Genomic DNA, 23,385 nt, shown 5'->3' with positions numbered 1-23,385 from the left:
CAGGGCGTAAGGTAGGTCCTACGACGCGGGGTGGAGCAGCTCGGTAGCTCGCTGGGCTCATAACCCAGAGGTCGCAGGTTCAAATCCTGTCCCCGCTACGTGGAACGAAAGCCGGGGCTCGTGCGGATGCACGGGCCCCGGCTTTTTTGTGCGCCATTTGGCCGTCGCTCGGGTGGTGGTTGCGGCGCGGTGATCGTTTCGGCGGTGGTTGCTCAGAGTGGCAGAGTCTATTGTGGACATACCTGCGGACTGGGCTGTTAGAGGGGTTGCCGCTGGCCACAATGGACTGATTGGTGACCACTGTGGACACAGCGGCGGATAAGTGGGACCGTAGAGGGGTGTCCGAATTGAATGCAACCGCCGCCGCTCTGCTCGGTCTGCTCCACGACGGTCCCGCCACCGGCGGGCAGCTCGTGTCGGGCGCCGACGAGCGCTTCGGCGCCTTCTTCAGTGTCACCCGCAGCCAGGTCTACCGCGAGCTCCCGGCGCTCTCGAAAGAGGGTCTCGTCCGGCTCGGCAAGCAAGGGCCCCGCTCGAGCCAGCAGTACGTGCTCACCGCGGCGGGCAAGAAGGCCTTCAAGACGTGGCTCACGTCCGAGGCCGGACCCGACCACCTGCGCAGCCCGCTCATCCTGCGGCTCGTGCACGCCGGCTCCCTGACGGCCAAGCAGCGCGGCGCCCTGCTCGACAGCGCCCGCACCACCTACCAGGCCCAGCTCGAAGAGGCCAAGAACGCCGCCAAGACCGCCGACGGCCCCTACGCCAAGGCAGTCGCCGAGTTCGCCCAGGCGCAGGCCAAGGCCGCCCTGAAGCTGCTCGACTCGATCCCGCAGGCCTGAGCGCCGCCCCGGCCCCACGACCGGTTCGCGACCGGTCGTGGGTTTTGCCGTAACCTTGTCCGACGTGAGCGATGAGTTCGATGCGGCACTGAAGGACCTGACCGGCAAGCTGACGCAGATCGAGTCGGTGATGGACCTCGAAGCGCTGCGCGCGCAGGTCGCCGAACTCGAGGAACAGGCGTCCAGCCCGACCCTCTGGGACAACGTCGAGGAAGCCCAGCAGGTCACCAGCCAGCTGTCCCACCGGCAGGCCGAGCTGCGCCGCGTCTCCGAACTGCGGCAGCGCCTCGACGACCTCGGCGTCCTCTACGAGCTCGCCGCCGACGAAGGCGACACCGGCAGCATGACCGAGGCCGAGGGCGACCTCGCCGACCTCGCCAAGGACATCGACGCGCTCGAGGTCCGCACCCTGCTGTCCGGCGAATACGACGCCCGCAACGCCGTCGTCAACATCCGCTCCGAAGCGGGCGGCGTCGACGCGGCCGACTTCGCCGAAATGCTGCTCCGGATGTACCTGCGCTGGGCCGAGCGGCACGGCTACCCCACGGACGTCTTCGACATCTCCTACGCCGAAGAAGCGGGCATCAAGTCCGCCACCTTCAAGGTGAGCGCCCCGTACGTCTACGGCACCCTCTCGGTCGAACAGGGCACCCACCGCCTCGTGCGGATCTCGCCGTTCGACAACCAGAGCCGCCGGCAGACGTCCTTCGCGCACGTCGAGGTCCTGCCCGAGGTCGAGGAAGTCGACCACGTCGACATCCCGGAAAAGGACATCCGCGTCGACGTGTACCGGTCGTCCGGCCCCGGCGGGCAGAGCGTCAACACGACCGACTCCGCGGTCCGCCTCACCCACATCCCGACCGGCATCGTCGTCTCCTGCCAGAACGAGAAATCGCAGCTGCAGAACAAGGCGGCCGCGATGAAGGTCCTCCAGGCGCGCCTGCTGCAGCGCAAAAAGGAGGAGGAACGGGCCGAAATGGACGCGCTCAAGGACGGCGGCTCCAGCTGGGGCAACCAGATGCGCTCCTACGTGCTGCACCCGTACCAGATGGTGAAGGACCTGCGCACCGAATTCGAGGTCGGCAACCCCACCGCGGTCCTCGACGGCGACATCGACGGCTTCCTCGAGGCCGGGATCCGCTGGCGCAAGCAGGCGAACGCGGCCTGATCCGGGTCGCCGCGGCGACCCGCGCCGGGACGAGGCGCGGGTCACCCAAGGCACCGGCAACCCGGGCTTAACGGGGCCCATGGGTAGGATGCCGAACCGTGATCCGGCTCGAAGAGGTTTCCAAGGTCTACAAGACCTCGACCCGTCCCGCCCTCGAACGGGTGTCGGTCGAGATCGACAAGGGTGAGTTCGTCTTCCTCATCGGCCCGTCCGGTTCCGGGAAGTCGACGTTCCTGCGGCTGCTGCTGCGCGAAGAGGTGCCTTCCAAGGGCCGGGTCATGGTGTCGAACTTCGACGTCGCCAAGCTCGCCCGGCGCAGGGTCCCCCGCCTGCGCCAGACCATCGGCTGCGTGTTCCAGGACTTCCGGCTGCTGGCCAACAAAACCGTCGCGGAAAACGTCGCGTTCGCCCTCGAGGTCATCGGGAAACCGCGGCCCACGATCCGCAAGGTCGTGCCCGAGGTGCTCGAACTCGTCGGTCTCGACGGCAAAGCCGACCGGCTGCCCAACGAGCTCTCCGGCGGCGAGCAGCAGCGCGTCGCGATCGCCCGCGCGTTCGTGAACCGGCCGCTCGTGCTGCTCGCCGACGAGCCGACCGGGAACCTCGACCCGGACACCAGCCAGGACATCATGCTGCTGCTGGAGCGGATCAACCGCACCGGCACCACGGTGCTGATGGCCACGCACGACCATTCCATCGTGGACTCGATGCGGCGGCGGGTCGTCGAGCTGCAGCTCGGTCGCGTGATCCGCGACGACGCCCGCGGCGTCTACGGCATCGGCCGCTGACGCACCCCGCCCTTTTCCGCCCCGACCCAAGGAATTACGAGAGCGATGCGTGCCAGTTTCGTCTTCAGCGAGGTCGTCACCGGTTTGCGCCGGAACGTCACGATGACCATCGCGATGATCCTCACCACCGCGGTCTCGCTCGCCATGCTCGGCGGCGGTCTGCTCGCCGTGCGCACGATCGACAAGATGAAGGCGAACTTCCTCGCCGAAGTCGAAGTTTCGGTCACGCTGGTCGACGACGTGAGCGCGAACGACAAGAACTGCACGCAGGCGCTCTGCACCGGGCTCCGCCAGTCGCTGCAGAACAACCCCGGCGTCGAATCGGTCGTGTACGAGAACCGCGACCAGGCCTACGACCGGTTCAAGAAGATCTTCGCGAGCCAGCCCGAACTGCTCGAGCTGACCGGCCCCGAGGCGCTGCCCGCGTCGCTGCAGGTGAAGCTGAAGGACCCGGACCGGTCCGACGCGATCATCAAGCAGTACACCGGCCAGCCCGGCGTCAAGAAGGTCGACGACCAGAAGAAGTTCCTCGACCGGGTGTTCAACGTCTTCAACGGCGTCCGGAACATCGCGTTCGTGATGGCGCTCATCATGGCCGTCGCCGCCTTGCTGCTGATCGCGAACACTATTCAGGTTTCGGCGTTCACGAGGCGGACGGAAGTCGGCATCATGCGCCTGGTGGGCGCGACGCGGTGGTATACCCAGCTGCCGTTCCTCCTGGAGGCGGTGGTCGCCGGCACGGTCGGCGCCGTGCTCGGGGTGGTGTTCCTGCTTCTGACGAAGCTGTCCTTCCTCGACACGGTCTTCACCGGCGAAGTGTTCCCGCAGATCACCACGCTCGAGGTGCTGTTCCCGGTCGCGCCGATCCTGCTCGCGGTGTCGATCGTGATCTCGGCGATCACCGGGTACGTCACGCTGCGCCTGTACGTGCGGCACTAGCGGAAAGAAATCCGCTGCTCGCCGTCGGACACATCACGTAAAGTGGTCGGTATGCCCAAGGAACGTGGACAGAAGGTCATCGCGTCGAACCGCAAGGCTCGGCACGACTACTCCATCCTGGACACCTATGAGGCCGGGATGGTGCTGCAGGGCACCGAGGTGAAGAGCCTGCGCGCAGGCAAAGCCTCCCTTGTGGACGCGTTCGCGACGGTGGACGACGGCGAGGTGTGGCTGCGCAACGTCCACATCCCCGAGTACACCCAGGGCACCTGGACCAACCACATGCCGCGGCGCACGCGGAAGCTGCTGCTGCACCGGCGCGAGATCGAACGGCTCATCGGCAAGACCAAGGAAAGCGGTCTGTCGCTCGTGCCGCTGTCGATGTACTTCAAGGACGGCAAGGTCAAGGTCGAGATCGCGCTGGCCAAGGGCAAGAAGGCCTACGACAAGCGGCAGTCGCTCGCCAAACGCGACGCGCAGAAGGACATCAGCCGTGCGATGGGGCGGGCGTTGAAGGGCCGGTTCACGGAGTGACGGCGGGTCCGGCCACCGACGCCGACGTCCCGGGCTGGATCGCCGGGCTCGGCCTCGACGGAATCGTCGACCTGCACGTCCACTTCCTGCCGAAGCCCGTGCTGGACAAGGTGTGGGCGTATTTCGACCGCGCCGAGCAGCACTACGGCACACCGTGGCCGATCCACTACCGCACGCCGGAGGCGGAGCGGATCGACACGTTGCGCGCGCTGGGCGTGAAAGCCTTCGCGCCGCTGGTGTACCCACACAAGCCGGGCATGGCGGAGTGGCTCACCTCCTGGGTGCTGGAGTTCGCCGAACAGGTGCCGGAAGCGGTGCCCACCGGCACGTTCTACCCGGAGCCGAGTGCGGCGTCCTATGTGGACAATGCGTTGCGCGCCGGAGCCCGGTGTTTCAAGGCGCACGTGCAGGTCGGGGCGTACGACCCGCGGGACGAGCTGCTCGACCCGGTGTGGGGCTCGCTCACCGAAGCGGGCGTGCCGGTTGTGATCCACTGTGGACACGGACCGTTGCGCGGCGATTTCACCGGGCTCGAGGTGTTCGAGGAAGTCCTGCAACGGCATCCGCGGCTCACCGCCGTCCTCGCGCACGCGGCGATGCCGCAGTTCGCCACCGCGTTCGAGCTGCTGGCGCGCTACCCGCGAGTGCACCTCGACACCACCATGGTCGGCGTGCCGTTCGCGGAGGCGATGTCGCCGCTGCCGCCGGACTGGACGGTCCGGTTGGCGGAGGTGGCCGACCGCGTCGTCCTCGGCACCGACTTCCCGAACATCCCGTACTCCTACGCCACACAGCTGCAGGCGATCGCCGGCTGGGCAGCCGACGATCGCCTTGGCGAGCCGTTCCTGCGGGCGGTGCTGCACGACACCCCCGCGAAGCTCCTCAGCGTTTGACCGCCACGAGGGCTCGGCTGCGCGTCATCGACACCTGACGCCCGGCCAGTGCGTATCCGGCCGCGACCAGCGCCACCCAGGGCAGCGGACCGGTCAGCAGGTTGTCGTTGAGCGGGGCGAACCCGTGCGCGGCGAGTCCCAGGAGACCGCCGGAGGCGAGCAATCCCGCCAGCACCAGCTGCGGCGTCCGAGCGGTCACGACCAGGCCGTCCGGCTGCGTTTCGAAGCGCTCGAACAGGCGCAGCAGACCCAGCAGCACCGCGCCGCACACGGCGATCCAGGCGGGCGCCATCAGGAACCACATCGACGAACCCGGGGTCGGCGTCGAGTAGCCGAGACCGAGGACGGTCACGCCGGAAACCACGACCAGCGCCGGCATGTGCCAGAGATAGACCGACATGAACCGCGGGCTGAGCCAGCTGAGCGCAGCGGTGACGCGGGGGAGCGAGACGAGCTTCTCGCGGAACGCCAGCAGGAACCCGATCTGGCCGAGCGCGAGGAACAGCAGCAGGACGGTGGGCGGGCTCATGTTGGACACCGGCGCGCCCGGCATGCCGATCATGCTCGCCGGGTACGGACCGAAGGCGACCAGCAGCGCCGTCACCCCGAAACCGGCGGCGGAAACGGCGAGCGCGGCACGGCGGCTGAGCGAGCCGAGGCGGCCTTCGACGTAGTGGAAGCCGAGCTGGTGCACGGCGACCCAGACGATGACGGCGTTGGCGTATCCGATCATCCCGAGGTCGGAGAACCGTGCCACGTCAACGAGAACGCCCAGTCCGGCCAGTACCGCCGGAACCGCGAGACCCCAGCGGCGGTGCGCGGCGACCATCAGCGGCGTGAGCAGCACGGTGAGCAGGTAGACCGAGAGGAACCAGAGCAGTTGCGCGGCGATCGCGCTGGCCACCTGGACCGGTTGCGGCGGAACTCCCATGCCGCGCAACAGATCCGGCACGACGAGCCACACCGCCATCAGCGGCAGCACCGGAACGAGCAGCCGGCGAACGCGTCCGGCGAACCAGGCGCGGGTGGATTCCGCGCGGCGCAACGAGATCAGGTTCGCCGCACCGCCTGCGAAGAAGACGAGGGGCATGACCTGCGAGGCCCAGGTGATGATCCACCAGCCGGGCGTCGCGAGGGCGTTTCCGGTGGCGAGAGTGTTGCCGGAGAAGGAAAGCACCGGCATCGTCCAGTGCTGCGCGACCACCGCGAGGATCGCTCCGGCGCGTACCACGTCGAGAAATTTGTCCCGGGTCGCCCTCGTGCCGCGGGTCTGCAGCTGGCTCGTCGTCATGCTGAAGAGCCTGTCGGTTTCCGGGCTCCGAAACAGCGGTGCAGACCACCGAAAACGGGGTTGGGTCAGCAGCAGGCGAAAGGTGGGGTTTGCCCTACCGGGCTAGGACAGGGTGTCCGGCTCCGGTTCGGATTCGTGCGCCTGCACCCGGTACGCCCAGCCGTCCTCGGTGAGGCCGAGTTCGTACCGCGTCTCGATTTTCGGGCCGCCGTGCAGGTGGATGTGCCGCACGACGGTGCCCGGAACCGGTTCCTCGTCGGCGAGTTCCTGCACCCGGCCGTCGAGCGGGCCGCCGAAGAAGCGGACGCTGCGGTCGGACATCGGGTTCTCCTCGCTCGGCATCAGTCCATGGTAGGCGAGGGACCGCCGTCGGGGCTGCCGTCAGTTCGAGTGAGGGGTTTCAGCGGCCGAGGTAGGTCAGCACCGCGCGAACCCGGCGATGTTCCTCGGAACTGGCCTCGAGACCGAGCTTCGAGAAGATGTTGCCGATGTGCTTTTCGACCGCTCCGTGCGACACGACCAGCGAGTTCGCGATGGCGTTGTTCGACAGTCCCTGCGCCATCAGGCCGAGCACCTCGGACTCACGCGCGGTGAGCGCATCGAGCGGGTTGCGGCGGCCGCGAGCCATCAATTGGGCGATGACGTCGGGGTCGATGGCGGTGCCGCCGTCCGCGACGCGACGGACCGCGTCCAGGAACTCGTCCACGTCGGCGACGCGCTCTTTCAGCAGGTAACCGACGCCTCCGGCACCACCGGACAGCAGCTCGACCGCGTAGCTTTCCTCGACGTACTGGGACAGCACGAGCACCGGCAGGCCGGCGATCTCCTTGCGAGCCGCCAACGCCGCGCGCAAGCCCTCGTCGGTGAACGTCGGCGGCATCCGGACGTCGACAATCGCCAGGTCAGGACGGTGTTCGGTGATCGCGCCGAGCAGATCGTCGCCATTGTCGACCGCGGCGACGGTCTCAATGCCCTCGTCGGCGAGCAACCGGGTGACCCCGGCCCGAAGCAACACGGCGTCTTCCGCGATCACTACTCGCATCAAGGCCCCCAGGTCGATGAGTGAACGGCTCGCGGGCCTATTCACTCACGAGTGGGCAATCTTGGGCGCAGCAGGTCGACTTTACCGCCGAACGGGTCAGAGGTCGGCGGATTCGAGCATGTCCGAGACCGACACGTTGAGCACCGCGGCGAGACCGACGAGCGTCGACATGCGCGGATTCGACGGGCCGGCAGCGTCCTTGCGCCCGGATGCCCGGCCCGACTCGATCAGCTGGACCTGGTTCTTGGTGACTCCGGCTTGGAAGGCGAGAGCCTCCTGGGACATTTGGCGCTCCTCGCGCAAGCGACGCAACGTGCGACCGAACTTCTGCGCCGCAGCCTCGTCCCAGTGCACCGGATCATGCTCTAAGCAAGGTCCGATATGTGACACCCTATGAAAAAGACCTGCTATAAATTGTCTGCAAGTGCCGACAGAGGTCGCTCAGGAGACGGATATCGGTGCCCCGGCAATCCAGTCAGCATCCGGCGCGGTCGACCACAAAGACGAGCCGGGATTCGCCCGGTGGCTTCGGTAGTCCGGACGGGTGAGCGACGGTCGGCCGGAGTTGTTCTGCGCAGGGAGGGCGTAAGAGTGACTGACAATCGCGGAGCAGCGGGCGCGGGCAGCTACTCGCTGGACGCGGCGGGACTGGACCGTGTAGCGGACGAGTTCGAGAAGCTGGCAAACGAGTTCACGACAGCTGTCGGTAACGCACGAGTTATCGCTCAGATGCTGGCACCGGCTCTGGACTACGCGAGCGGAAACAACGCGGAGACCTTTCGGAACTCAGGCGGCGTCCTGGTCACGTCGCTCCAGGATCGGGCGCAGTACTGCCGTCAGCAGGCAGCCAAATTCAGAGCGGCCACCGGCAAGTACCAGACGGTCGAAGCTGAGCAAGCGCACGACGTGAAGAAGGTCGGGGGCACGCTGTGAGGCGCGTCGCAATGCTGTCGGCGGTGACGTTGTTCGCCCTGGCAGGGTGCTCCGGGGGCACCGGAGGCCAGGCAACACCGATCGCGTCGAACAGCGATTCGCCGGTGCCGACCAGCACCGCTGCTGATGCTCAGCTGCCCGGGCCGGGAGTGCCGAAGGTGCAGGATCCGATCGACACCGCCAAAGCCTCGCAGGACCCGTGCACGGTGCTTACCGCTGAACAGATCAAGGGCTTCCTCGGCGGTCCGGTCGCGCCCAAGTCCGAGAACGCGGGGGGAGGGCCTTCCTGCAGCTGGTTCGGCGGCTACCAGTACGAGCACGCCAGCATCAGCGTCATTGTCAACGGCGTCGACAAACGCGGGTTGACCTCCGTTTACGCGGCCAAGGGAAGTCTTTACAAGTTCTTCCAGCCGCTCCCCGCGGTCGACGGATATCCGCTGGTCGCCACCGATACCGCGGAAAAGCGCACCTTCGGCCAATGCCGGGCGTCTTTGGGCGTGCGAGACGACCAGACGATCGAGCTTTTCGTCGAACAGCCGGACTCGCGCAAGGAGAAGAAAGATCCCTGCGATTCCGTTCATGCCGTAGCCGTCGCCGTGGTCGGCAATCTCAAGGGAGGGCGATGATGCAGCCGGAGCGGTGCATGAGCGCTGCCGAGATCTACCGCGAGCTGACCGGCGGAGCCGGAGCCGGGTCGCTGGGCGATACCCAGCGAGCTGCTTCCCAGCTGAGCGATCATCTCCTCGACCTGGCCACGCGGGCCGGGACGCTGGCCGCCTTCCAGCGCGAAGCGTGGCAAGGCGAGGCCGCGAACGAGGCCGCGGCGAATTCGTGCACCCCGCTGCTCGAGACCGCCGCGGAAGACTCGGCACGGTTGGGCGCGGTCCAGGTCGTCGCCCACGAGCAGATGTCGGCTTTCCAGAATGCCAAGAACAGCGTGAAACCGGTGGCCGCGCAGGAACCGGGATTGACCGACGAGGACGTCGTCGCCCTTCTGCACGGGGACGGGCAGAAGTACACCGACCGGGTTACGCAATGGCAAGCGGATTCGCAGCACAATGTGCAGGTTTTCAGCGGATACAGCGCGACCAGCGGATCGAATAACGGCCGGGTGCCCGCGAAGTACGCGGAATTGCGGGACAGCGGGGCGCAGATCACCCTGGCCAGTGCCGAAGATCCGGCCCGGCCCGGCTCGTCGCGTACTGGCGGCCAGGGCAGCGGGTCGCACCGTCCGCCGTCGTCCGGGCCTGGGCCGGTTGAGCGCGGTCCGGATCCGAGCCCGGCGCCCAGTCCGGCTCCTGCCCCGTCGCCGTCGCCGACGCCGGGTCCGGTCCCGACGCCAGGTCCGGTCCGTCGTCCCGGCGGCCAGCCGCCTGTACAGCCGCTGCCAGTACAGCTGCCGCCCGGTTGGCGGGTCCCGTCCGAACGCGACGACGAGAGTGTCAAGAAGCAGTCGTGGCCGCCGGTCCCGCCGCGCTTCCAGCCGGTTCCGTCGCCGAGTCCGATCAGTCTCGGGCAAGGAGACGGGGCCGGCGGCCACGGCGGCGCGTTCGGCCCGCTCGGCTATTCGCCGGGCGGCGCGGGCGTCGACAGCGAACCGGGCGCGGGCGGTCGTACCGGTGCCCGGACGCCGGGTGAATCGGCACCCGGGCGCGGCGGTGCGGCCGGGGCTCCGGGCTCGTCCGGGAAGAACGCGGCCTCGATGGCCGGTCCCTTAGGCGGAAAAGGCGGGAAAGGCGAAGAGGACAAGGAAAAGAAGGCCGCGCCCTACCTGCGGGAAGCCGATCCGGACGGAGTGTTCGGCGGCAACGAGGTGAAGCCGGTCCCGCCGGTCATCGGTGATCGTCCGCAGCGATAGCGCATCAGTTCAGGGGAGGGACGACGGTGCTGTTCGCGCGCACAACTGAAATTACACTGAGTGCTCTGCAGTATTCATTTCGTGAAGTCAAGCTGAATGACCCGCACCCGTTGTTCGGCTTCGGCGCGATGCACGTGCCGGAGTCGTTGGCGGGCGAGCTGGCCGATGAAGCTCGCGACGAGTTGCACCGGCTGGGACTTCTCGACCGTGGCCGCGTGTCTGACGCGTTCGAGGACGCGCTGTACACGCTCGCGCGGCCCGAAACGGAGTATGTGGCACGCGTCGACAACCAGGGCGAGCAGTACAGCGTCTTCGTGGGGGCTCGTGGGCGGGGCGTGGTGACTGCGGTCCATGACGGGGCGCGGGTGCTGGTGAAGGCCTCGGACAGCCGAGAGTCGCCAGCCGCCGCTCTCGTGGCGCGTCTGCCGACTTTCCGCCCGGCGAAACTCGCCTTGATTTCTCTGTCGCAACACGAATTCCGCGGCGACGACAGCGACTTCCCGGACGAGCGCAGCCGCGCCGCGCGGACCGTCGACGAACTGCTCACCCGGCCTGCTTTTGGGCGTGGCGAGATCAATGTGTCGGTTCGCGACACAGGGCGGAACAGGCGGGTCGCTGACGGCGTTCTGACCTACCGCGACCTCAGCGACGGCCGGGTCGCGTTCGAGGTCTCCGGGTCCGAACGGAACCGGTACATCACGGTCATGGCGGGGGAAGGGCAGATGCTCGTTCAGCGAGTGGCCGCGCTTCGCGCCAGCCTCGACGGGTGACTTACCACTGACACGGCAGGTCCGCCCTGATGACCGTCGGCCCGCCGACCGGGCTCACAACGGTGATCACCCCGTCGATGGTTGCCGCTCGGTCGGCCAGTCCGGCGAGCCCGCCGCCGGGGCGTACCTCGGCGCCGCCATGGCCGTTGTCGGTGATTTCGGTGATGACGTGCGTGTCCGAGCGCCACACCTTCACCATCGCCTCGGTCGCGCCGGAGTGCTTGGCGATGTTGGTGAGGGTCTCGCCGACGATGAAGTACGCGGTGGTCTCGACCGCGGCCGGCGGGCGGGGCTCGACGTCGACATGCACGTCCACCGGGATCGGCGACTTCGCGGCCTGCGCGGACAAAGCCGCGTCGAGACCGCGGTCGCCCAGCACGGCGGGGTAGATGCCGCGGGCGAGGTCGCGCAGTTCGGAAACGGCGAGCTTGGCGTCCGAATGCGCCTCGTCGATCAGGTCGCGCACCGCGTTCGGGTCGTTGTCGAACTTCGACTTCGCCCGGCCGAGGCTCATCGCGACCGCCACGAGCCGCTGCTGAGCGCCGTCGTGCAGGTCGCGCTCGATCCTGCGGCGTTCGGCCTCCGCGGCGTCCACGCCCCGAGCTCGCGACGCCTGCAGGTGCTCGGCTTTCTTTTCGAGCTTCTTCGTGCGGTTCGGGCCCAGCAGCGACAGCGCCAGGTTGCCGTGCAGCCAGCCCAGCCACGGCGTCACCCAGATCGCCATCGGCAGCAGCACGATCGACGCGAGCGCGATCGGCAGCTCGACGATCGACAGCGGGAACGCGGCCAGGAGATAAGCCAGGTCGCGCCAGGTCGTCGGGTCGGACAGCCGGGTGAGCCAGCGGCGGGTCATCGGCTGCCCTTCCAGCGGCAGCCGCTCGACCGGGCCCAGCGGGGTGCCGAGCATCCGGCGGGCCCAGCGCCGTTCGAGGTCGCCGGACCAGCGGATGAAGCCGGTGACGGCCAGCAGGATCGGGAAGCCGACCCAGATGATCAGCGTCGCCGTGCCGACGGTCGCGCCGACCACGATCAGGATGAACTGCAGCAGGCGCAGCACGAACGTCGGGATCATGTACCCGATCGTGCGAGCCGGATGCGGACGAGGGTGCTCCGGAGGCGGGTCTTGCGCAGTCATCCGGCCACCGTGATCCCGTCGATCTCGTTCCAGGAGCGCTCCATGCGCCGCCGCTGGGCGACCGTGGGCCGCAGGAACCCGGCTGCGAACGCGGCGTGCAGGGCCGCGAGCCCCTTGGTGAGGGCCACGGCGATCGCGGCGAACAGCACCCCCAGCGCCGCCCAAGGCAGCGCGGCCACCGTCGAGTCGACGACGAACCACTGCACATCGTAGCTCGGGAAGGCGTAGACCCCGTCCGGAAGGAAGCGGTAGTAGATCGGCAGTGCGACCAGGCCGAGACTGACCGCCCACACCGTCACGACCAGCACGAACTCCACCAGGCCGAGCGGGAAGAGCAGGAAGAGGTAGGACAGGTCGCGCCAGGTCGCCGGGTCCTTCAGCCGGGTCAGCCAGCGCTGCTTCTGCCCCGACGGCGGCAACGGCAGATACGGATCGTCGATGTACACGTCGAGCAGCGCGAACACCCGCCCCCGCTCGACCCGCCCCGCGGTCCGCGCGAACAGGACCAGCAGCGCGAGCAGCGGAACGCCGAGCCACACGACGATCGTCCCCAGCCCGGCCGACCCCAGCGTCACGATCAGCGTGAACGAGAGGATCCCGATAGGCAGGTTGAGCAGGAGATACGCCAGCGCCCCGCCCAACGGCGGAGTGCGGCGCCCAAAACTGCGACCGGCGGGCACGGTGACCATGGCGGGGCTCCCTCACTGCGGAAACTGACCTGCTCAGCATGGCCGGGCCGGCACCGGGCAACCAGGGGGCGAGCGGGCATCTTCGAGGTGGGGACAGCCCTACCCCGTGCCGGAATTATCGGGTTGCCGGGCGGGTTATGATGGTGAGGTTACAAGCACCTACAAGGGGGTGAACGGTTTCGACTCTGGACGTTGAATCAAGGGAAGCGTGCCGGTGCAGGCGAGAGACCACCGTAAGCGTCATCGCAACCTAATAAGCGCCAAGGCCAATAGCCAGCGCGACTTCGCTCTCGCTGCCTGATCGCAGTAGAGCAAGTCTGTCGGCCCGGGGTCGCCTCCGACCCGGTCGCCGACATCAGCTAGGAGGCTTACCGCCGGTCCCGGCCACGGGGCCCGGTAGGGAAGCAAACAGTGGCTGGGCTCGTCACTTCAGCTTGTTCGCGTGACTGAAGGGGCCAAGCAGAGACATAGCGGACTGCGCACGGAGAAGCCTTGAGGAGGCGCTAGAGGACCCGGGTTCAATTCCCGGCACCTCCACTCGATTCGCGGGAGAGCCCTGCCAACGCTTGCGCGTTGGCCAGGGCTCTTCTTCGTCCTTGCCTTTGGGGGTCGGACCCCCAAACCCCCGCCAAGGGGCTGCGCCCCCTGGACCCCCATCGTGGTGGTTGCGTTGCGTGGGCTGGGTGCGTTCCGTGCGTTGCGGGGGCTGGGTGCGTTGGGTGGGTTGGGCGCGTGGGTTGCGGGGGAGGGTTGGTTGTGTTCAAAATATGAGCATGTTCAGTTCAGATGAACATGCGGGTTTGCTGAACGCGATGGGCTGGCCTGCTGAGGTGCGAGCCAGGCTCGAGGAACTTGGCTTGCGGGTCGAGGTGCTCGACGCCGAGGCATCGGCTCCCGATGGCCCGCGCGGACATCAGATGGATGCCGTCGTGCGGCTCACCACGGAATCTGGTGCCGTCCGGACATACGGGGTCGAGATCAAGCGGCGGATGACCGCGGAGCTGGCCACGGCGGTCCATTTCCCGTCGGCGCTTCCGCCGCTGTTGTTCACCGCGCACCTCGGTGATCCGGTCGCCGAACGGCTGCGTGCCCGGGGGATCGACTACGTGGACACTGCGGGCAATGCCCACCTCGCGTGGGATGACGTTCTGATCGACGTGCGAGGCCGCCGCAAGCCTGCCGCGCCTGCAGGGCGAGCCTCGATGCGAGGCGCGGGAGCCTTTGGCCGAGCTGGCCTTCAGGTTCTGTTCGTCCTGCTCAGCTGGCCGGAGGTGACTGGCTTTTCCTACCGTTTGCTGGCTGCGCTGAGCGGCGTGTCGCTCGGTACGGTCAAGACGGTCATCGACGAACTCACTAATGCTGGTTACTTGTACCAGGCAGGAGACAAGAGACGGCTTGCCCGCGGAGCCGAACTGCTTGACCGGTGGTCGGAGGCGTACACGATCACTCTGGAACCTGCGCTGGCCCTCGGCGAATTCGAGGCGGCAGACCTTTCGTGGTGGCGGAATTCGCAGGAAGCCTTTTTTTCCCTGCAAGCCCAAGTAGGCGGGGAAGCGGGGGCCAGCCTCCTCGATCCGCATTTGCGGCCCGCCTCACTCACGCTTTACGTCGAAAGCTTGCCTGTCCGGCTCATCGGTCAGCATCGCATGGCCCGGGCGGAAAAAGACGGCAACGTGCACATCCGGACCCGGTTCTGGAAGGAGCCCGCGCCCCAGCCGTGGTCGGAGTCCTGGATCGTGCCCTCTCCCCTGATCTACGCCGACATGCTTGCCTCCGGAGATCCGCGCCAGCGCGAGCACGCAGACCGTATTCGGAGCAGTGATGATCGACTTAAGCGCATCGACCGAACCTGATCTTCATCTCGCCGCGAAAGTACTGACTCGGGTGGACGCCGTCGCCAAGGCGGTGAAAGTCGATTATCTCGTGGTCGGGGCAACGGCACGCACGATCTTGTCGGTCGGACTGGTCGGCAGCCCGCCTGAACGGGCCACCCGGGACATCGACATCGCCGCTGCGATGGGCAACTGGGACGATTTCGAACGATTTGCGGCCAGGCTGAAACGGCGTGGCAGGAGCGTCCATTCTTTTCTGGTAGAGGGCGTCGAAGTCGACGTGGTGCCCTACGGCGGCATCGAGGAGGAAGGCCGGACCATACTCTGGCCCGACGACCATCGGATGAACGTCCGGGGGCTGAGCGAAGCCGTTGCGTCGGCCGAGCAGGTGCTGCTGCCCGGCGGGCTCGTCGTCAAGATTCCCGCAGTGCCCGCGTTGGCCTTGCTCAAGCTCCTGACCTGGTGGGATCGTCGCTTCGAGACCACCCGCGACGCCATCGACCTCGGGACGATGATCGGCTGGTACTCGTCGGGGCCATATCTGGAACGGCTCTATGAAGAGGAAAACAAAGCCCTCGAACGGCAGGACTACGACCCCGCTCTCGCGGGAGCCTGGCTTTTGGGAACGCACTTGCCTGGTCTGCTAGATGCCGAAGGGGTCGAGGTATTGCTCGACATCGTCGGCGATGACGACGTGCTGGGCCGGTTGGCCAACGATGTTCGACTCGTTCGGGCACCGGACCCTATTTCCGCGTTGGCCGACGGCATCAAGGAAGCGGTTGCCTAGGCGGAATGGGTGTTCGGCACTGGCCCCAGCATCGCGGGAAGCCTTCTGTGCCACCGGTTACCGTGCGAGGGGAACTCGGATCTCAGGCTGGGCGGGTGCCGCCGATGTGTGTGGTTAGCGTTGCGGCTGTCGCGGCGACGGCTTCGGCTAGGTCGGGGAAGGTCTCTTCGCAAGGGCCCTCGTCTGGGCAGAGGTGGCGCAGTGTCACGCTGATCGCGGCCATCGGCCTTGAGCCGTGGTCGAACACTGGGGCGGCGACAGAGGCGAAGCCTGCTGTCACGTGACCGTCTTCTACTGACCAGCCGAGGCGGCGTTCGGTCGCCAAGGTGCGGCGTAGTGCGGCCAGCGAATTGGGGCCGCGTGGAGTGCGCAGGACGAACGACGTGGCGGCTGGGAACAGGGCGCGGACGTGTGCGGCTGGCAGGTGTTGCAGCATCGCGCGGCCGGATGCGGTCAGGTGCGCGGGCAGTCGCACGCCGACATCGGTGACGAGGGTTTCCGGGCGGGCTGGGCGTTCCTTGATCAGGTACAGCGATTCGTTGCCGTGCAGGACGCCCAAATGTGCGGTGTGGCCGATGCGGTCGACGAGTTTGCGCAGCAGCGGTCCGGCCAAGCGCTCCAGTGGGTCGTGGCGCAGGTAGGCCGAGCCGAGTTCGAAGGCGGCGATGCCGAGGCCGTAGCGGCGTTCGGCGGGCAGGTGGGTGACGAAACCGGCTGCGGTCAGTTCGTTGAGCAGGTGATACGTCGTCGACCGAGGCAACTCCAGGTCGCGCGCGATGGCCGCGGCCGAGACCGGGCCCGCGTGGCCGGCGAGCAGGCGCAGCACGGAGAGGCCGTTGCGCAGGGCGGGAACGTCGGAACTGCTCACTGGGCCTCCTCCGGAAGTGGCGCGAGGGGACCCCTCGCACTGCCCGAACGGAGTATGAGGGGTCCCTTCGCGCCGGTGGTCGAGGCTCTCGCCACGTGTTGTCTTGAATACCAGACACTACCGCGAACTCCGCTCTGTCGCGCGGGCCCGCCGGGAGGTGCAATGGCGGCATGCCGGAACCAGTCCTCCTGAGCTCGAAGCCGATGACCGCGGCGCAGGTTGTCGACATCGTCCGTGGGCACGCGCACGTCGGGCTCGCCGAGACGGTCGAGAAGAACCTCGCCGCCACCCGCCAGCACATCGAAGACCTCGCCGACGCCACGTCGCCGACCTACGGGGTCTCGACCGGGTTCGGCGCGCTCGCCACGCGCCACATTCCCGTCGAGAGCCGTACCGCGCTGCAGCGCAGCCTGATCCGCTCGCACGCCGCGGGCGCCGGGCCCGCGGTGGAGCCGGAGGTGGTGCGCGCCCTGATGCTGCTGCGCCTGCGCACGCTGGCCAGCGGTTACACCGGGGTGCGCCCGCAGACGGCGCAAACGCTTGCGGCGCTGCTCAACGCGGACATCACGCCGGTCGTGCACGAGTACGGTTCGCTCGGCTGCTCCGGCGACCTCGCGCCGCTGGCCGCGGTCGCGCTCGCGTTGATGGGGGAGGGCGAGGTGTTCCACGCAGGCGAGCGGAAGCCCGCCGCGGACGCGTTGCGGGCGGCCGGGATCACGCCGCTGGTGCTGGCCGAGAAGGAGGGCCTCGCGCTCACCAACGGCACCGACGGCATGCTCGGCATGCTGCTGCTCGCCGCCGCCGACCTGCACCGGCTGCTGGACGTCGCCGACCTCACCGCGGCGATGAGCGTCGAGGCGTTGCTGGGCACCGATCGCGCGTTCGCCGCCGATCTGCAGGCGCTGCGCCCGCATCCCGGCCAGGCGACCAGCGCGGCGCGGATGTTCGCGGCGTTGCAGGGGTCGAAGATCGTGGAGAGCCACCGCGGTCCGGACTGCAACCGCGTGCAGGACGCGTACTCGCTGCGGTGCGCGCCGCAGGTGCACGGCGCCGCGCGGGACACGCTGACGCACGCGGAACTGGTCGCGGAGCGGGAACTCTGGTCCGCGGTGGACAACCCGGTGGTGCTGGCCGACGGCCGGGTGGAGTCCAACGGCAACTTCCACGGCGCGCCGGTCGCGTACGTGCTCGACTTCCTCGCGGTGCCGGTGGCGGACGTGGCGAGCATCGCCGAACGCCGCACCGACCGGATGCTCGACCAGGCGCGTTCGCACGGGCTGCCGCCGTTCCTCGCGCACGACCCGGGCGTCGACTCCGGGCACATGATCGCGCAGTACACGCAGGCCGCCGTGGTCAGCGAGCTGAAGCGGCTCGCGGTGCCCGCCTCGGTCGACTCGATCCCGAGCAGCGCGATGCAGGAGGACCACGTGTCGATGGGCTGGTCCGCCGCGCGCAAGCTGCGCAAGGCGGTCGATGGCCTGACCACCGTGCTCGCCGTCGAACTGCTCACCGCTGCCCGCGCGCTCGATTTCCGCGCGCCGCTGCAGCCCTCGCCGGTCACCGGACGCGTCCGGGACCTGCTGCGCACCAAGGTCGAGGGTCCTGGCCCCGACCGTCACCTGGCGCCCGAGATCGCGGCCGCCGAAGAACTCGTGCGGTCGGGCGCTGTCCTGGCCGCGGCCGAACTGGAGGCCTGAGCATGACTAGCACCGCCCGTACCGTCCGCGCCGCCCGCGGCACCTCGCTGACCGCGAAGAACTGGCAGACCGAGGCCGCGCTGCGGATGTTCCACAACAACCTCGACCCCGAGGTCGCCGAGCGGCCCGAGGACCTGGTCGTCTACGGCGGCACCGGCCGCGCCGCGCGCAACTGGGCGAGCTTCGACGCGATCACCCGCGAGCTGACCGCGCTGGAGCAGGACGAGACGCTGCTGGTCCAGTCCGGCAAGCCGGTCGGCGTGTTCCGCACGCACGAATGGGCGCCGCGGGTGCTGATCGCGAACTCGAACCTGGTGGGCGACTGGGCGACCTGGCCGGAGTTCCGCAGGCTCGAGCAGCAGGGCCTCACCATGTACGGGCAGATGACCGCCGGTTCGTGGATTTACATTGGCACGCAAGGCATCCTGCAGGGCACCTACGAGACGTTCGCCGCGGTCGCGAAGAAGCGGTTCGGCGGAACGCTGCGCGGCACGCTCACCGTCACCGCCGGGCTCGGCGGCATGGGCGGCGCGCAGCCGCTCGCGGTCACGATGAACGACGGCGTGGCGTTGTGCATCGAGGTCGACGCCCAGCGCGCGCACCGCCGCGTCGAGCACCGCTACCTCGACGAGGTGGCCGACGACCTGGACGACGCGATCCGGCGGGTCACCGCGGCGAAGAAGGAGCGGCGTCCGCTGTCGGTCGGCGTGGTCGGCAACGCCGCCGAGGTGCTGCCGGAGCTGCTGCGCCGCGACGTCGAGGTGGACATCGTCACTGACCAGACGTCCGCGCACGACCCGCTGTCCTACCTGCCCAAGGGCATCAGCGTGGACGACTGGCAGGACTACGCGGCCAAGAAGCCGGACGAGTTCACCGACCGGGCGCGCGAGTCGATGGCCGAGCACGTCGACGCGATGCTCGGGTTCCTCGACCGCGGTGCCGAGGTCTTCGACTACGGCAACTCCCTGCGCGGCGAGGCGAAACTCGGCGGCTGCGAGCGCGCGTTCGACTTCCCGGGCTTCGTGCCCGCCTACATCCGGCCGCTGTTCTGCGAGGGCAACGGGCCGTTCCGCTGGGCCGCGCTCTCTGGCGACCCGGAGGACATCGCCGCGACCGACCGCGCGATGCTCGAACTGTTCCCGGAGAACGAATCGCTGGCTCGCTGGATCAAGATGGCCGGCGAGCGAGTGGCGTTCCAGGGCCTGCCCGCCCGGATCTGCTGGCTCGGCTACGGCGAACGGCACCTGGCCGGCCTGCGCTTCAACGAGATGGTGGCCAGCGGCGAGCTGAAGGCCCCGGTCGTGATCGGCCGCGACCACCTCGACTCGGGCAGCGTCGCCTCGCCGTACCGCGAGACCGAGGGCATGGCCGACGGCTCCGACGCGATCGCCGACTGGCCGCTGCTCAACGCGCTGGTCAACACCTCGTCCGGGGCGAGCTGGGTGTCCATCCACCACGGCGGCGGGGTCGGCATGGGCCGGTCCATCCACGCCGGGCAGGTGAGCGTCGCGGACGGCACGCCGCTGGCGGCGCAGAAGCTGGAGCGGGTGCTCACGAACGACCCGGGCATGGGCGTCATCCGGCACGTCGACGCCGGATACGACCGCGCGGCCGAGGTCGCCGACGAGCGTGGCGTGCGGGTGCCGATGCGGGAGCAGGCGTGACCGCATCCGGGCTGCTCGGCGAGATCGCCGACGTCGGGCGCGACGCCCGGCGCGGCGGTTACTCGCGGCACGCGTTCGATTCGCCGGAACACGACCTGCGCACGTGGTTCGTCGAACGGGCGCAGCAACTAGGCCTCGACGTCGAGACCGATCGCAACGGCAACCTGTGGGCGTGGTGGGGCGCTCCTGGCGCGGACGCGGTCGTCACCGGCAGCCATCTGGACTCGGTGCCGGGCGGCGGCGCGTTCGACGGTCCGCTCGGCGTGGTGAGTGCGCTGGCGGCGGTGGAAGCGTTGCAGGCCAAGGGGTTCCGTCCGGCCAAGCCGTTCGCGGTGGTGGTCTTCGCCGAAGAGGAGGGCGGGCGCTTCGGCGTGCCGTGTCTCGGTTCGCGGCTGCTCACCGGGACGATCGACGCGGACCGGGCGCGGGCGCTGCGGGATCCGTCCGGCGTCACGTTCGCGGAGGCCGCGGCGAAGTCCGGGCTGGACGTGGACCGGGTCGGCGCGGATCCGGACCGGCTCGGAATGATCGGGCAGTTCCTGGAACTGCACGTCGAACAGGGCAGGGGACTGATCGACCTCGGGTCGCCGGTAGCGGTCGGCAACACGGTGATCGCGCACGGCCGGTGGCGATTCTCCTTTGCCGGGCAGGGAAACCACGCGGGTGCGACATTGCTCGCGGACCGGGTCGACCCGATGCTTCCCGCCGCCGAGACCGTGGTCGCGGTGCGGCGGCTGGCGCGGAAGACGTCGGACGCGCGGGCGACTGTGGGACGGCTGGTACCCACGCCGGGCGGGACGAACGTGATCGCGTCCACTGTGGACATGTGGTTGGACGCACGCGTTCCGGGCACTGCGACGCCGGTGCTGGTCGAGGAGATCACTCAGGCGGCGCGGGCCGCTGCCGAGGCGGAAGGGTGCGAGCTGGCGGTCACGCGCGAGTCGTACTCCGACGACGTGGTGTTCGACCAGGCGCTGCGGCGGTCGCTGGGGGAGTGGCTGGGCAATCCGCCCGAGCTGCCCACCGGCGCCGGGCACGACGCGGCGATCCTGTCGGGATTCGTGCCGTCCGGGATGCTGTACGTCCGCAATCCGACCGGGATCAGCCACGCGCCCGAGGAATTCGCTGAGGCGGACGACGTCGAGGCCGGTGCGCGGGCGCTCGCCGAGGTGCTGGAGCGGCTCGCGAGATGACCACGTACTGGTGCGAACGGGCCTGGCTGCCCGACGGGGTCGCGGAAGCGGTCCGGATCGAGATCGCCGACGGCCGGATCGTTTCGGTGACCGCCAATGCGGAGAAGACCGGAACCATCCTTAACGGACTGACGCTCCCCGGGTTCGCCAACGGGCATTCGCACGCGTTCCACCGCGCGTTGCGGGGCCGGACGCACCACGAGCGGGGCACGTTCTGGACGTGGCGGGAGCGGATGTACTCGCTCGCCGCCCGGCTCGATCCGGATTCGTACTACCGGCTCGCTCGGGGCGTCTACGCCGAGATGGTGCTGGCGGGGTACACGAGCGTCGCCGAGTTCCACTATCTGCACCACGGTCCGGGCGGCAAGCCGTACGCGTCGCCCAACGCGATGGGTGACGCGTTGCGGCAGGCCGCGCGGGACGCCGGGATCCGGATGACCCTGCTCGACACCTGCTACCTCGCGGGCGGCATCGGCGTGCCGCCGGACGAGGTGCAGCAGCGGTTTTCGGACGGTTCGGCCGAGAAGTGGGCGGAACGCGTTGCGCTGCTGAAGGAAGACGACCTGTTCCGCGTCGGCGGGGCGATCCACTCGGTGCGTGCGGTGCCGGAGTACGAACTGCCGAAGGTGGACAACGCGGTGCCGAAGGACCGGCCGTTGCACATCCACCTGTCCGAACAGCGTGCGGAGAACGAGCAGTGCGAGGCCGCGTATCGCTGGACGCCGACCGGGTTGCTCTGGGATTACGGCGTGCTCGGCGAACGGCTCACCGCGGTGCATGCGACGCATCTGACCGAGCAGGACATCAAGTGGCTGGGTGATTCCCGAAGCGGCGCGTGCTTCTGCCCGACCACCGAACGGGACCTCGGCGACGGCATCGGCCCGGCCCGGAGCCTGCTGGACGCGGGCGCGCGGCTCGGCATCGGGAGCGACAGCAACGCGGTGGTCGACGCGTTCGAGGAGACCCGGGCGTTGGAGCTGGACGACCGCCTCGCCAGCGAGGAGCGCGGCCGGTTCACTGCGGAAGAGCTGCTCGCCGCCGGCACCGAGCACATCTCCGCCGGCTGGCCGGAGACCGGCACTCTCGCGGCTGGCGCTGGAGCGGACCTGGTCACGGTCGCGACGGACACGGTGCGCACGGCCGGGATCGAACCGTCCGGCGTGCTGTTCGCCGCCGCGGCCGCGGACGTCCGTACCGTGCTGGTGGCCGGGCGGGAAGTGGTGCGCGACGGTGCGCACGTGCTGATCGAACGACCGGAAACCTTACTGGCCAAGGAGATCGAGGCGCTGTGGCAGTTCTGATCACCGGAATCGGCGAGCTCACCACGAACGACCCGGAGCTGGGCAAGCTCCGCGACGCCGCGCTGGTGCTCGACGGCGAGACCGTCGCGTGGGCAGGTCCGGCCGCGCAGGCTCCGGACGCCGACGAGCGCGTTGACGTCGAGGGCCGGGCCGTGTTGCCCGGGTGGGTCGACAGCCACACCCATCTCGTGTTCGCGGGCGACCGCACCGCCGAGTTCGAGGCGCGGATGGCCGGACAGGCTTACGCGGCAGGCGGAATCGCGGTCACCGTCGATGCGACGCGGGCGGCTTCGGACGAGCAGCTGGCGGCGAATCTGCGTCGACATGTCGAGGAAGCGGCTGCGCAGGGCACGACCTGCCTGGAGACGAAGACGGGATACGGCCTCACCGTCGCCGACGAGGCACGGTCGGCGCGGATCGCGGGCGAGGTCGCTGACGAGGTGACCTTCCTGGGAGCGCATCTCGTGCCGCCGGGCGCCGACGCGGAGTCCTATGTGGACTTGGTCTGCGGCGAGATGCTGGACGCGGTCGCGCCGCACGTGCGGTGGGCCGATGTGTTCTGCGAGACCGGTGCGTTCGACGAGGCGCAGTCGGCGCGCGTGCTCAAAGCGGCGGCGGAGCGCGGGCTTGGGCTGCGGGTGCACGGCAATCAGCTCGGCGAGGGGCCGGGCGTGCGGCTGGCGGTGGAGCTGGACGCGGCGAGTGTCGACCACTGCACGTACCTGAGCGATGCCGACGTCGAGGCGCTCGCGTCGTCCAACACGGTCGCGACGATCCTGCCCGCCTGCGATCTGTCCACCAGGCAAGCGCTGGCACCGGCGCGTCGGCTGCTCGACGCCGGCGCGACGGTCGCGTTGGCCAGCAACGCCAATCCCGGCAGCTCGTACACCACGTCGGTGGCGTTCTGCGTGACGACGGCCGTGCTTCAGCTGCGGATGACCGTCGACGAGGCGGTGTGGTCGGCGACCGCCGGCGGGGCGCGGGCACTTCGCCGCGACGACGTCGGCTACTTGCGTCCGGGTGCGCGGGCGGATGTGCACGTACTCGACGCGCCGTCCACTACGCATCTCGCTTATCGGCCCGGGGTCCCGTTGACCCACTCGGTGTGGCGGAAAGGGGCAACGGTGCGTTAATCGGTGGCGACGGCGTCCGCGGCTGCGCTAA

General features: G+C 68.8%; 24 protein-coding genes, 1 tRNA gene and 1 other RNA gene. 19 read left to right on the top strand and 7 right to left on the bottom strand.

The genetic code is table 11. From position 1 onward, the window contains the following. Positions 1 to 24: 24 nt before the first annotated feature. The 7 genes from PUT80_RS41935 (at position 25) to PUT80_RS41905 (ending at position 5,161) form a co-directional block, all read left to right on the top strand. A tRNA-Met gene (locus tag PUT80_RS41935) sits at positions 25 to 98 on the top strand. A gap of 240 nt (positions 99 to 338) precedes the next feature. After that, entirely contained in the window at positions 339 to 839 is a 501-nt protein-coding gene (locus PUT80_RS41930; protein WP_043832318.1) for a helix-turn-helix transcriptional regulator, read from the top strand. A gap of 64 nt (positions 840 to 903) precedes the next feature. Further along, positions 904 to 2,007, top strand: coding sequence for a peptide chain release factor 2 (prfB, locus tag PUT80_RS41925; RefSeq protein ID WP_037818293.1), 1,104 nt, complete (start codon positions 904 to 906; stop codon positions 2,005 to 2,007). Positions 2,008 to 2,105: 98 nt separating this feature from the next. Further along, entirely contained in the window at positions 2,106 to 2,795 is a 690-nt protein-coding gene (ftsE, locus tag PUT80_RS41920) for a cell division ATP-binding protein FtsE (protein WP_009073292.1), read from the top strand. A 45-nt stretch (positions 2,796 to 2,840) separates the two neighbouring features. Further along, positions 2,841 to 3,734, top strand: coding sequence for a permease-like cell division protein FtsX (gene ftsX / locus PUT80_RS41915; protein WP_037818294.1), 894 nt, complete (start codon positions 2,841 to 2,843; stop codon positions 3,732 to 3,734). A gap of 51 nt (positions 3,735 to 3,785) precedes the next feature. Further along, positions 3,786 to 4,268: an SsrA-binding protein SmpB gene (smpB, locus tag PUT80_RS41910; RefSeq protein WP_037818295.1), complete on the top strand. Its 483-nt coding sequence runs from the start codon at positions 3,786 to 3,788 to the stop codon at positions 4,266 to 4,268. After that, a complete protein-coding gene (locus PUT80_RS41905; RefSeq protein ID WP_275295477.1) occupies positions 4,265 to 5,161 on the top strand; it encodes an amidohydrolase family protein in 897 nt (298 codons plus the stop codon). Before smpB ends, PUT80_RS41905 begins: the two co-directional genes overlap by 4 nt. Here PUT80_RS41905 and PUT80_RS41900 read toward each other — a convergent pair. The 4 genes from PUT80_RS41900 to PUT80_RS41885 form a co-directional block, all read right to left on the bottom strand. Then, a complete protein-coding gene (locus tag PUT80_RS41900) occupies positions 5,151 to 6,452 on the bottom strand; it encodes an acyltransferase (protein WP_275295476.1) in 1,302 nt (433 codons plus the stop codon). The two genes, PUT80_RS41905 and PUT80_RS41900, sit on opposite strands and share 11 nt — an antisense overlap. A gap of 102 nt (positions 6,453 to 6,554) precedes the next feature. Next, positions 6,555 to 6,773 carry a hypothetical protein gene (locus PUT80_RS41895; protein WP_037818298.1) on the bottom strand — a complete coding sequence of 73 codons (219 nt, stop codon included), beginning with the start codon at positions 6,771 to 6,773 and terminating at the stop codon, positions 6,555 to 6,557. A gap of 79 nt (positions 6,774 to 6,852) precedes the next feature. Further along, on the bottom strand, positions 6,853 to 7,494 hold the full coding sequence (locus tag PUT80_RS41890; RefSeq protein ID WP_037818299.1) for a response regulator transcription factor: 642 nt from the start codon (positions 7,492 to 7,494) through the stop codon (positions 6,853 to 6,855). 96 nt (positions 7,495 to 7,590) lie between these two features. Continuing rightward, the gene (locus PUT80_RS41885; RefSeq protein WP_275295475.1) at positions 7,591 to 7,848 is read right to left on the bottom strand and encodes a helix-turn-helix transcriptional regulator; all 258 of its coding nucleotides are present in this window, start codon (positions 7,846 to 7,848) and stop codon (positions 7,591 to 7,593) included. A 237-nt stretch (positions 7,849 to 8,085) separates the two neighbouring features. On the opposite strand from PUT80_RS41885, the gene PUT80_RS41880 reads away from it, so the two are divergent. Genes PUT80_RS41880 through PUT80_RS41865 form a run of 4 tightly spaced genes read left to right on the top strand, consistent with a single transcriptional unit; the run spans position 8,086 to position 11,055 of the window. Further along, entirely contained in the window at positions 8,086 to 8,427 is a 342-nt protein-coding gene (locus PUT80_RS41880) for a hypothetical protein (RefSeq protein ID WP_275295474.1), read from the top strand. A gap of 11 nt (positions 8,428 to 8,438) precedes the next feature. After that, the gene (locus tag PUT80_RS41875; protein ID WP_275295473.1) at positions 8,439 to 9,053 is read left to right on the top strand and encodes a DUF3558 domain-containing protein; all 615 of its coding nucleotides are present in this window, start codon (positions 8,439 to 8,441) and stop codon (positions 9,051 to 9,053) included. Between the two features lie 17 nt (positions 9,054 to 9,070). Next, complete coding sequence (locus PUT80_RS41870; RefSeq protein WP_275295472.1) at positions 9,071 to 10,285, top strand: hypothetical protein; 1,215 nt, start codon at positions 9,071 to 9,073, stop codon at positions 10,283 to 10,285. A gap of 26 nt (positions 10,286 to 10,311) precedes the next feature. Further along, entirely contained in the window at positions 10,312 to 11,055 is a 744-nt protein-coding gene (locus PUT80_RS41865) for an ESX secretion-associated protein EspG (RefSeq protein WP_275295471.1), read from the top strand. 1 nt (position 11,056) lies between these two features. Here PUT80_RS41865 and PUT80_RS41860 read toward each other — a convergent pair whose 3' ends face one another. Further along, positions 11,057 to 12,190: a sensor histidine kinase gene (locus PUT80_RS41860; RefSeq protein WP_037818300.1), complete on the bottom strand. Its 1,134-nt coding sequence runs from the start codon at positions 12,188 to 12,190 to the stop codon at positions 11,057 to 11,059. Then, positions 12,187 to 12,879 carry a sensor domain-containing protein gene (locus PUT80_RS41855; protein ID WP_037818301.1) on the bottom strand — a complete coding sequence of 231 codons (693 nt, stop codon included), beginning with the start codon at positions 12,877 to 12,879 and terminating at the stop codon, positions 12,187 to 12,189. The genes PUT80_RS41860 and PUT80_RS41855 overlap by 4 nt, the downstream gene beginning before the upstream one ends. A gap of 165 nt (positions 12,880 to 13,044) precedes the next feature. On the opposite strand from PUT80_RS41855, the gene ssrA reads away from it, so the two are divergent. The 3 genes from ssrA (at position 13,045) to PUT80_RS41840 (ending at position 15,498) form a co-directional block, all read left to right on the top strand. Next, positions 13,045 to 13,419: a transfer-messenger RNA gene (ssrA, locus tag PUT80_RS41850) on the top strand. A 233-nt stretch (positions 13,420 to 13,652) separates the two neighbouring features. Further along, positions 13,653 to 14,732 (top strand): type IV toxin-antitoxin system AbiEi family antitoxin, encoded by a 1,080-nt coding sequence (locus tag PUT80_RS41845; RefSeq protein WP_275295470.1) that lies wholly within the window; start codon positions 13,653 to 13,655, stop codon positions 14,730 to 14,732. Continuing rightward, a complete protein-coding gene (locus tag PUT80_RS41840) occupies positions 14,701 to 15,498 on the top strand; it encodes a hypothetical protein (protein ID WP_275295469.1) in 798 nt (265 codons plus the stop codon). Before PUT80_RS41845 ends, PUT80_RS41840 begins: the two co-directional genes overlap by 32 nt. 82 nt (positions 15,499 to 15,580) lie before the next feature. Here the strand turns inward: PUT80_RS41840 and PUT80_RS41835 are convergent, their stop codons facing one another. Next, on the bottom strand, positions 15,581 to 16,366 hold the full coding sequence (locus PUT80_RS41835; RefSeq protein ID WP_037818303.1) for an IclR family transcriptional regulator: 786 nt from the start codon (positions 16,364 to 16,366) through the stop codon (positions 15,581 to 15,583). Positions 16,367 to 16,536: 170 nt separating this feature from the next. On the opposite strand from PUT80_RS41835, the gene hutH reads away from it, so the two are divergent. From hutH to hutI, 5 genes are read left to right on the top strand one after another with little or no spacing between them, the layout of a single operon-like run. Continuing rightward, positions 16,537 to 18,063 carry a histidine ammonia-lyase gene (gene hutH, locus PUT80_RS41830; RefSeq protein ID WP_037818304.1) on the top strand — a complete coding sequence of 509 codons (1,527 nt, stop codon included), beginning with the start codon at positions 16,537 to 16,539 and terminating at the stop codon, positions 18,061 to 18,063. 2 nt (positions 18,064 to 18,065) lie between these two features. Next, entirely contained in the window at positions 18,066 to 19,727 is a 1,662-nt protein-coding gene (gene hutU / locus PUT80_RS41825; RefSeq protein WP_043832335.1) for a urocanate hydratase, read from the top strand. Beyond that, complete coding sequence (locus PUT80_RS41820) at positions 19,724 to 20,920, top strand: allantoate amidohydrolase (RefSeq protein ID WP_275295468.1); 1,197 nt, start codon at positions 19,724 to 19,726, stop codon at positions 20,918 to 20,920. The genes hutU and PUT80_RS41820 overlap by 4 nt, the downstream gene beginning before the upstream one ends. After that, positions 20,917 to 22,221, top strand: coding sequence for a formimidoylglutamate deiminase (locus PUT80_RS41815; protein WP_275295467.1), 1,305 nt, complete (start codon positions 20,917 to 20,919; stop codon positions 22,219 to 22,221). The genes PUT80_RS41820 and PUT80_RS41815 overlap by 4 nt, the downstream gene beginning before the upstream one ends. After that, positions 22,209 to 23,354, top strand: a complete 1,146-nt coding sequence (gene hutI / locus PUT80_RS41810) for an imidazolonepropionase (RefSeq protein WP_275295466.1) — start codon at positions 22,209 to 22,211, stop codon at positions 23,352 to 23,354. The genes PUT80_RS41815 and hutI overlap by 13 nt, the downstream gene beginning before the upstream one ends. The last annotated feature ends 31 nt before the right edge of the window (positions 23,355 to 23,385 follow it).

Origin of the sequence: Amycolatopsis sp. La24 (assembly GCF_029087445.1) — a bacterium.
GTDB classification, from domain to species: domain Bacteria; phylum Actinomycetota; class Actinomycetes; order Mycobacteriales; family Pseudonocardiaceae; genus Amycolatopsis; species Amycolatopsis nivea.
Note: the sequence above shows the minus strand (reverse complement) of the source record. Positions and strands in the feature narration are given on the sequence as shown.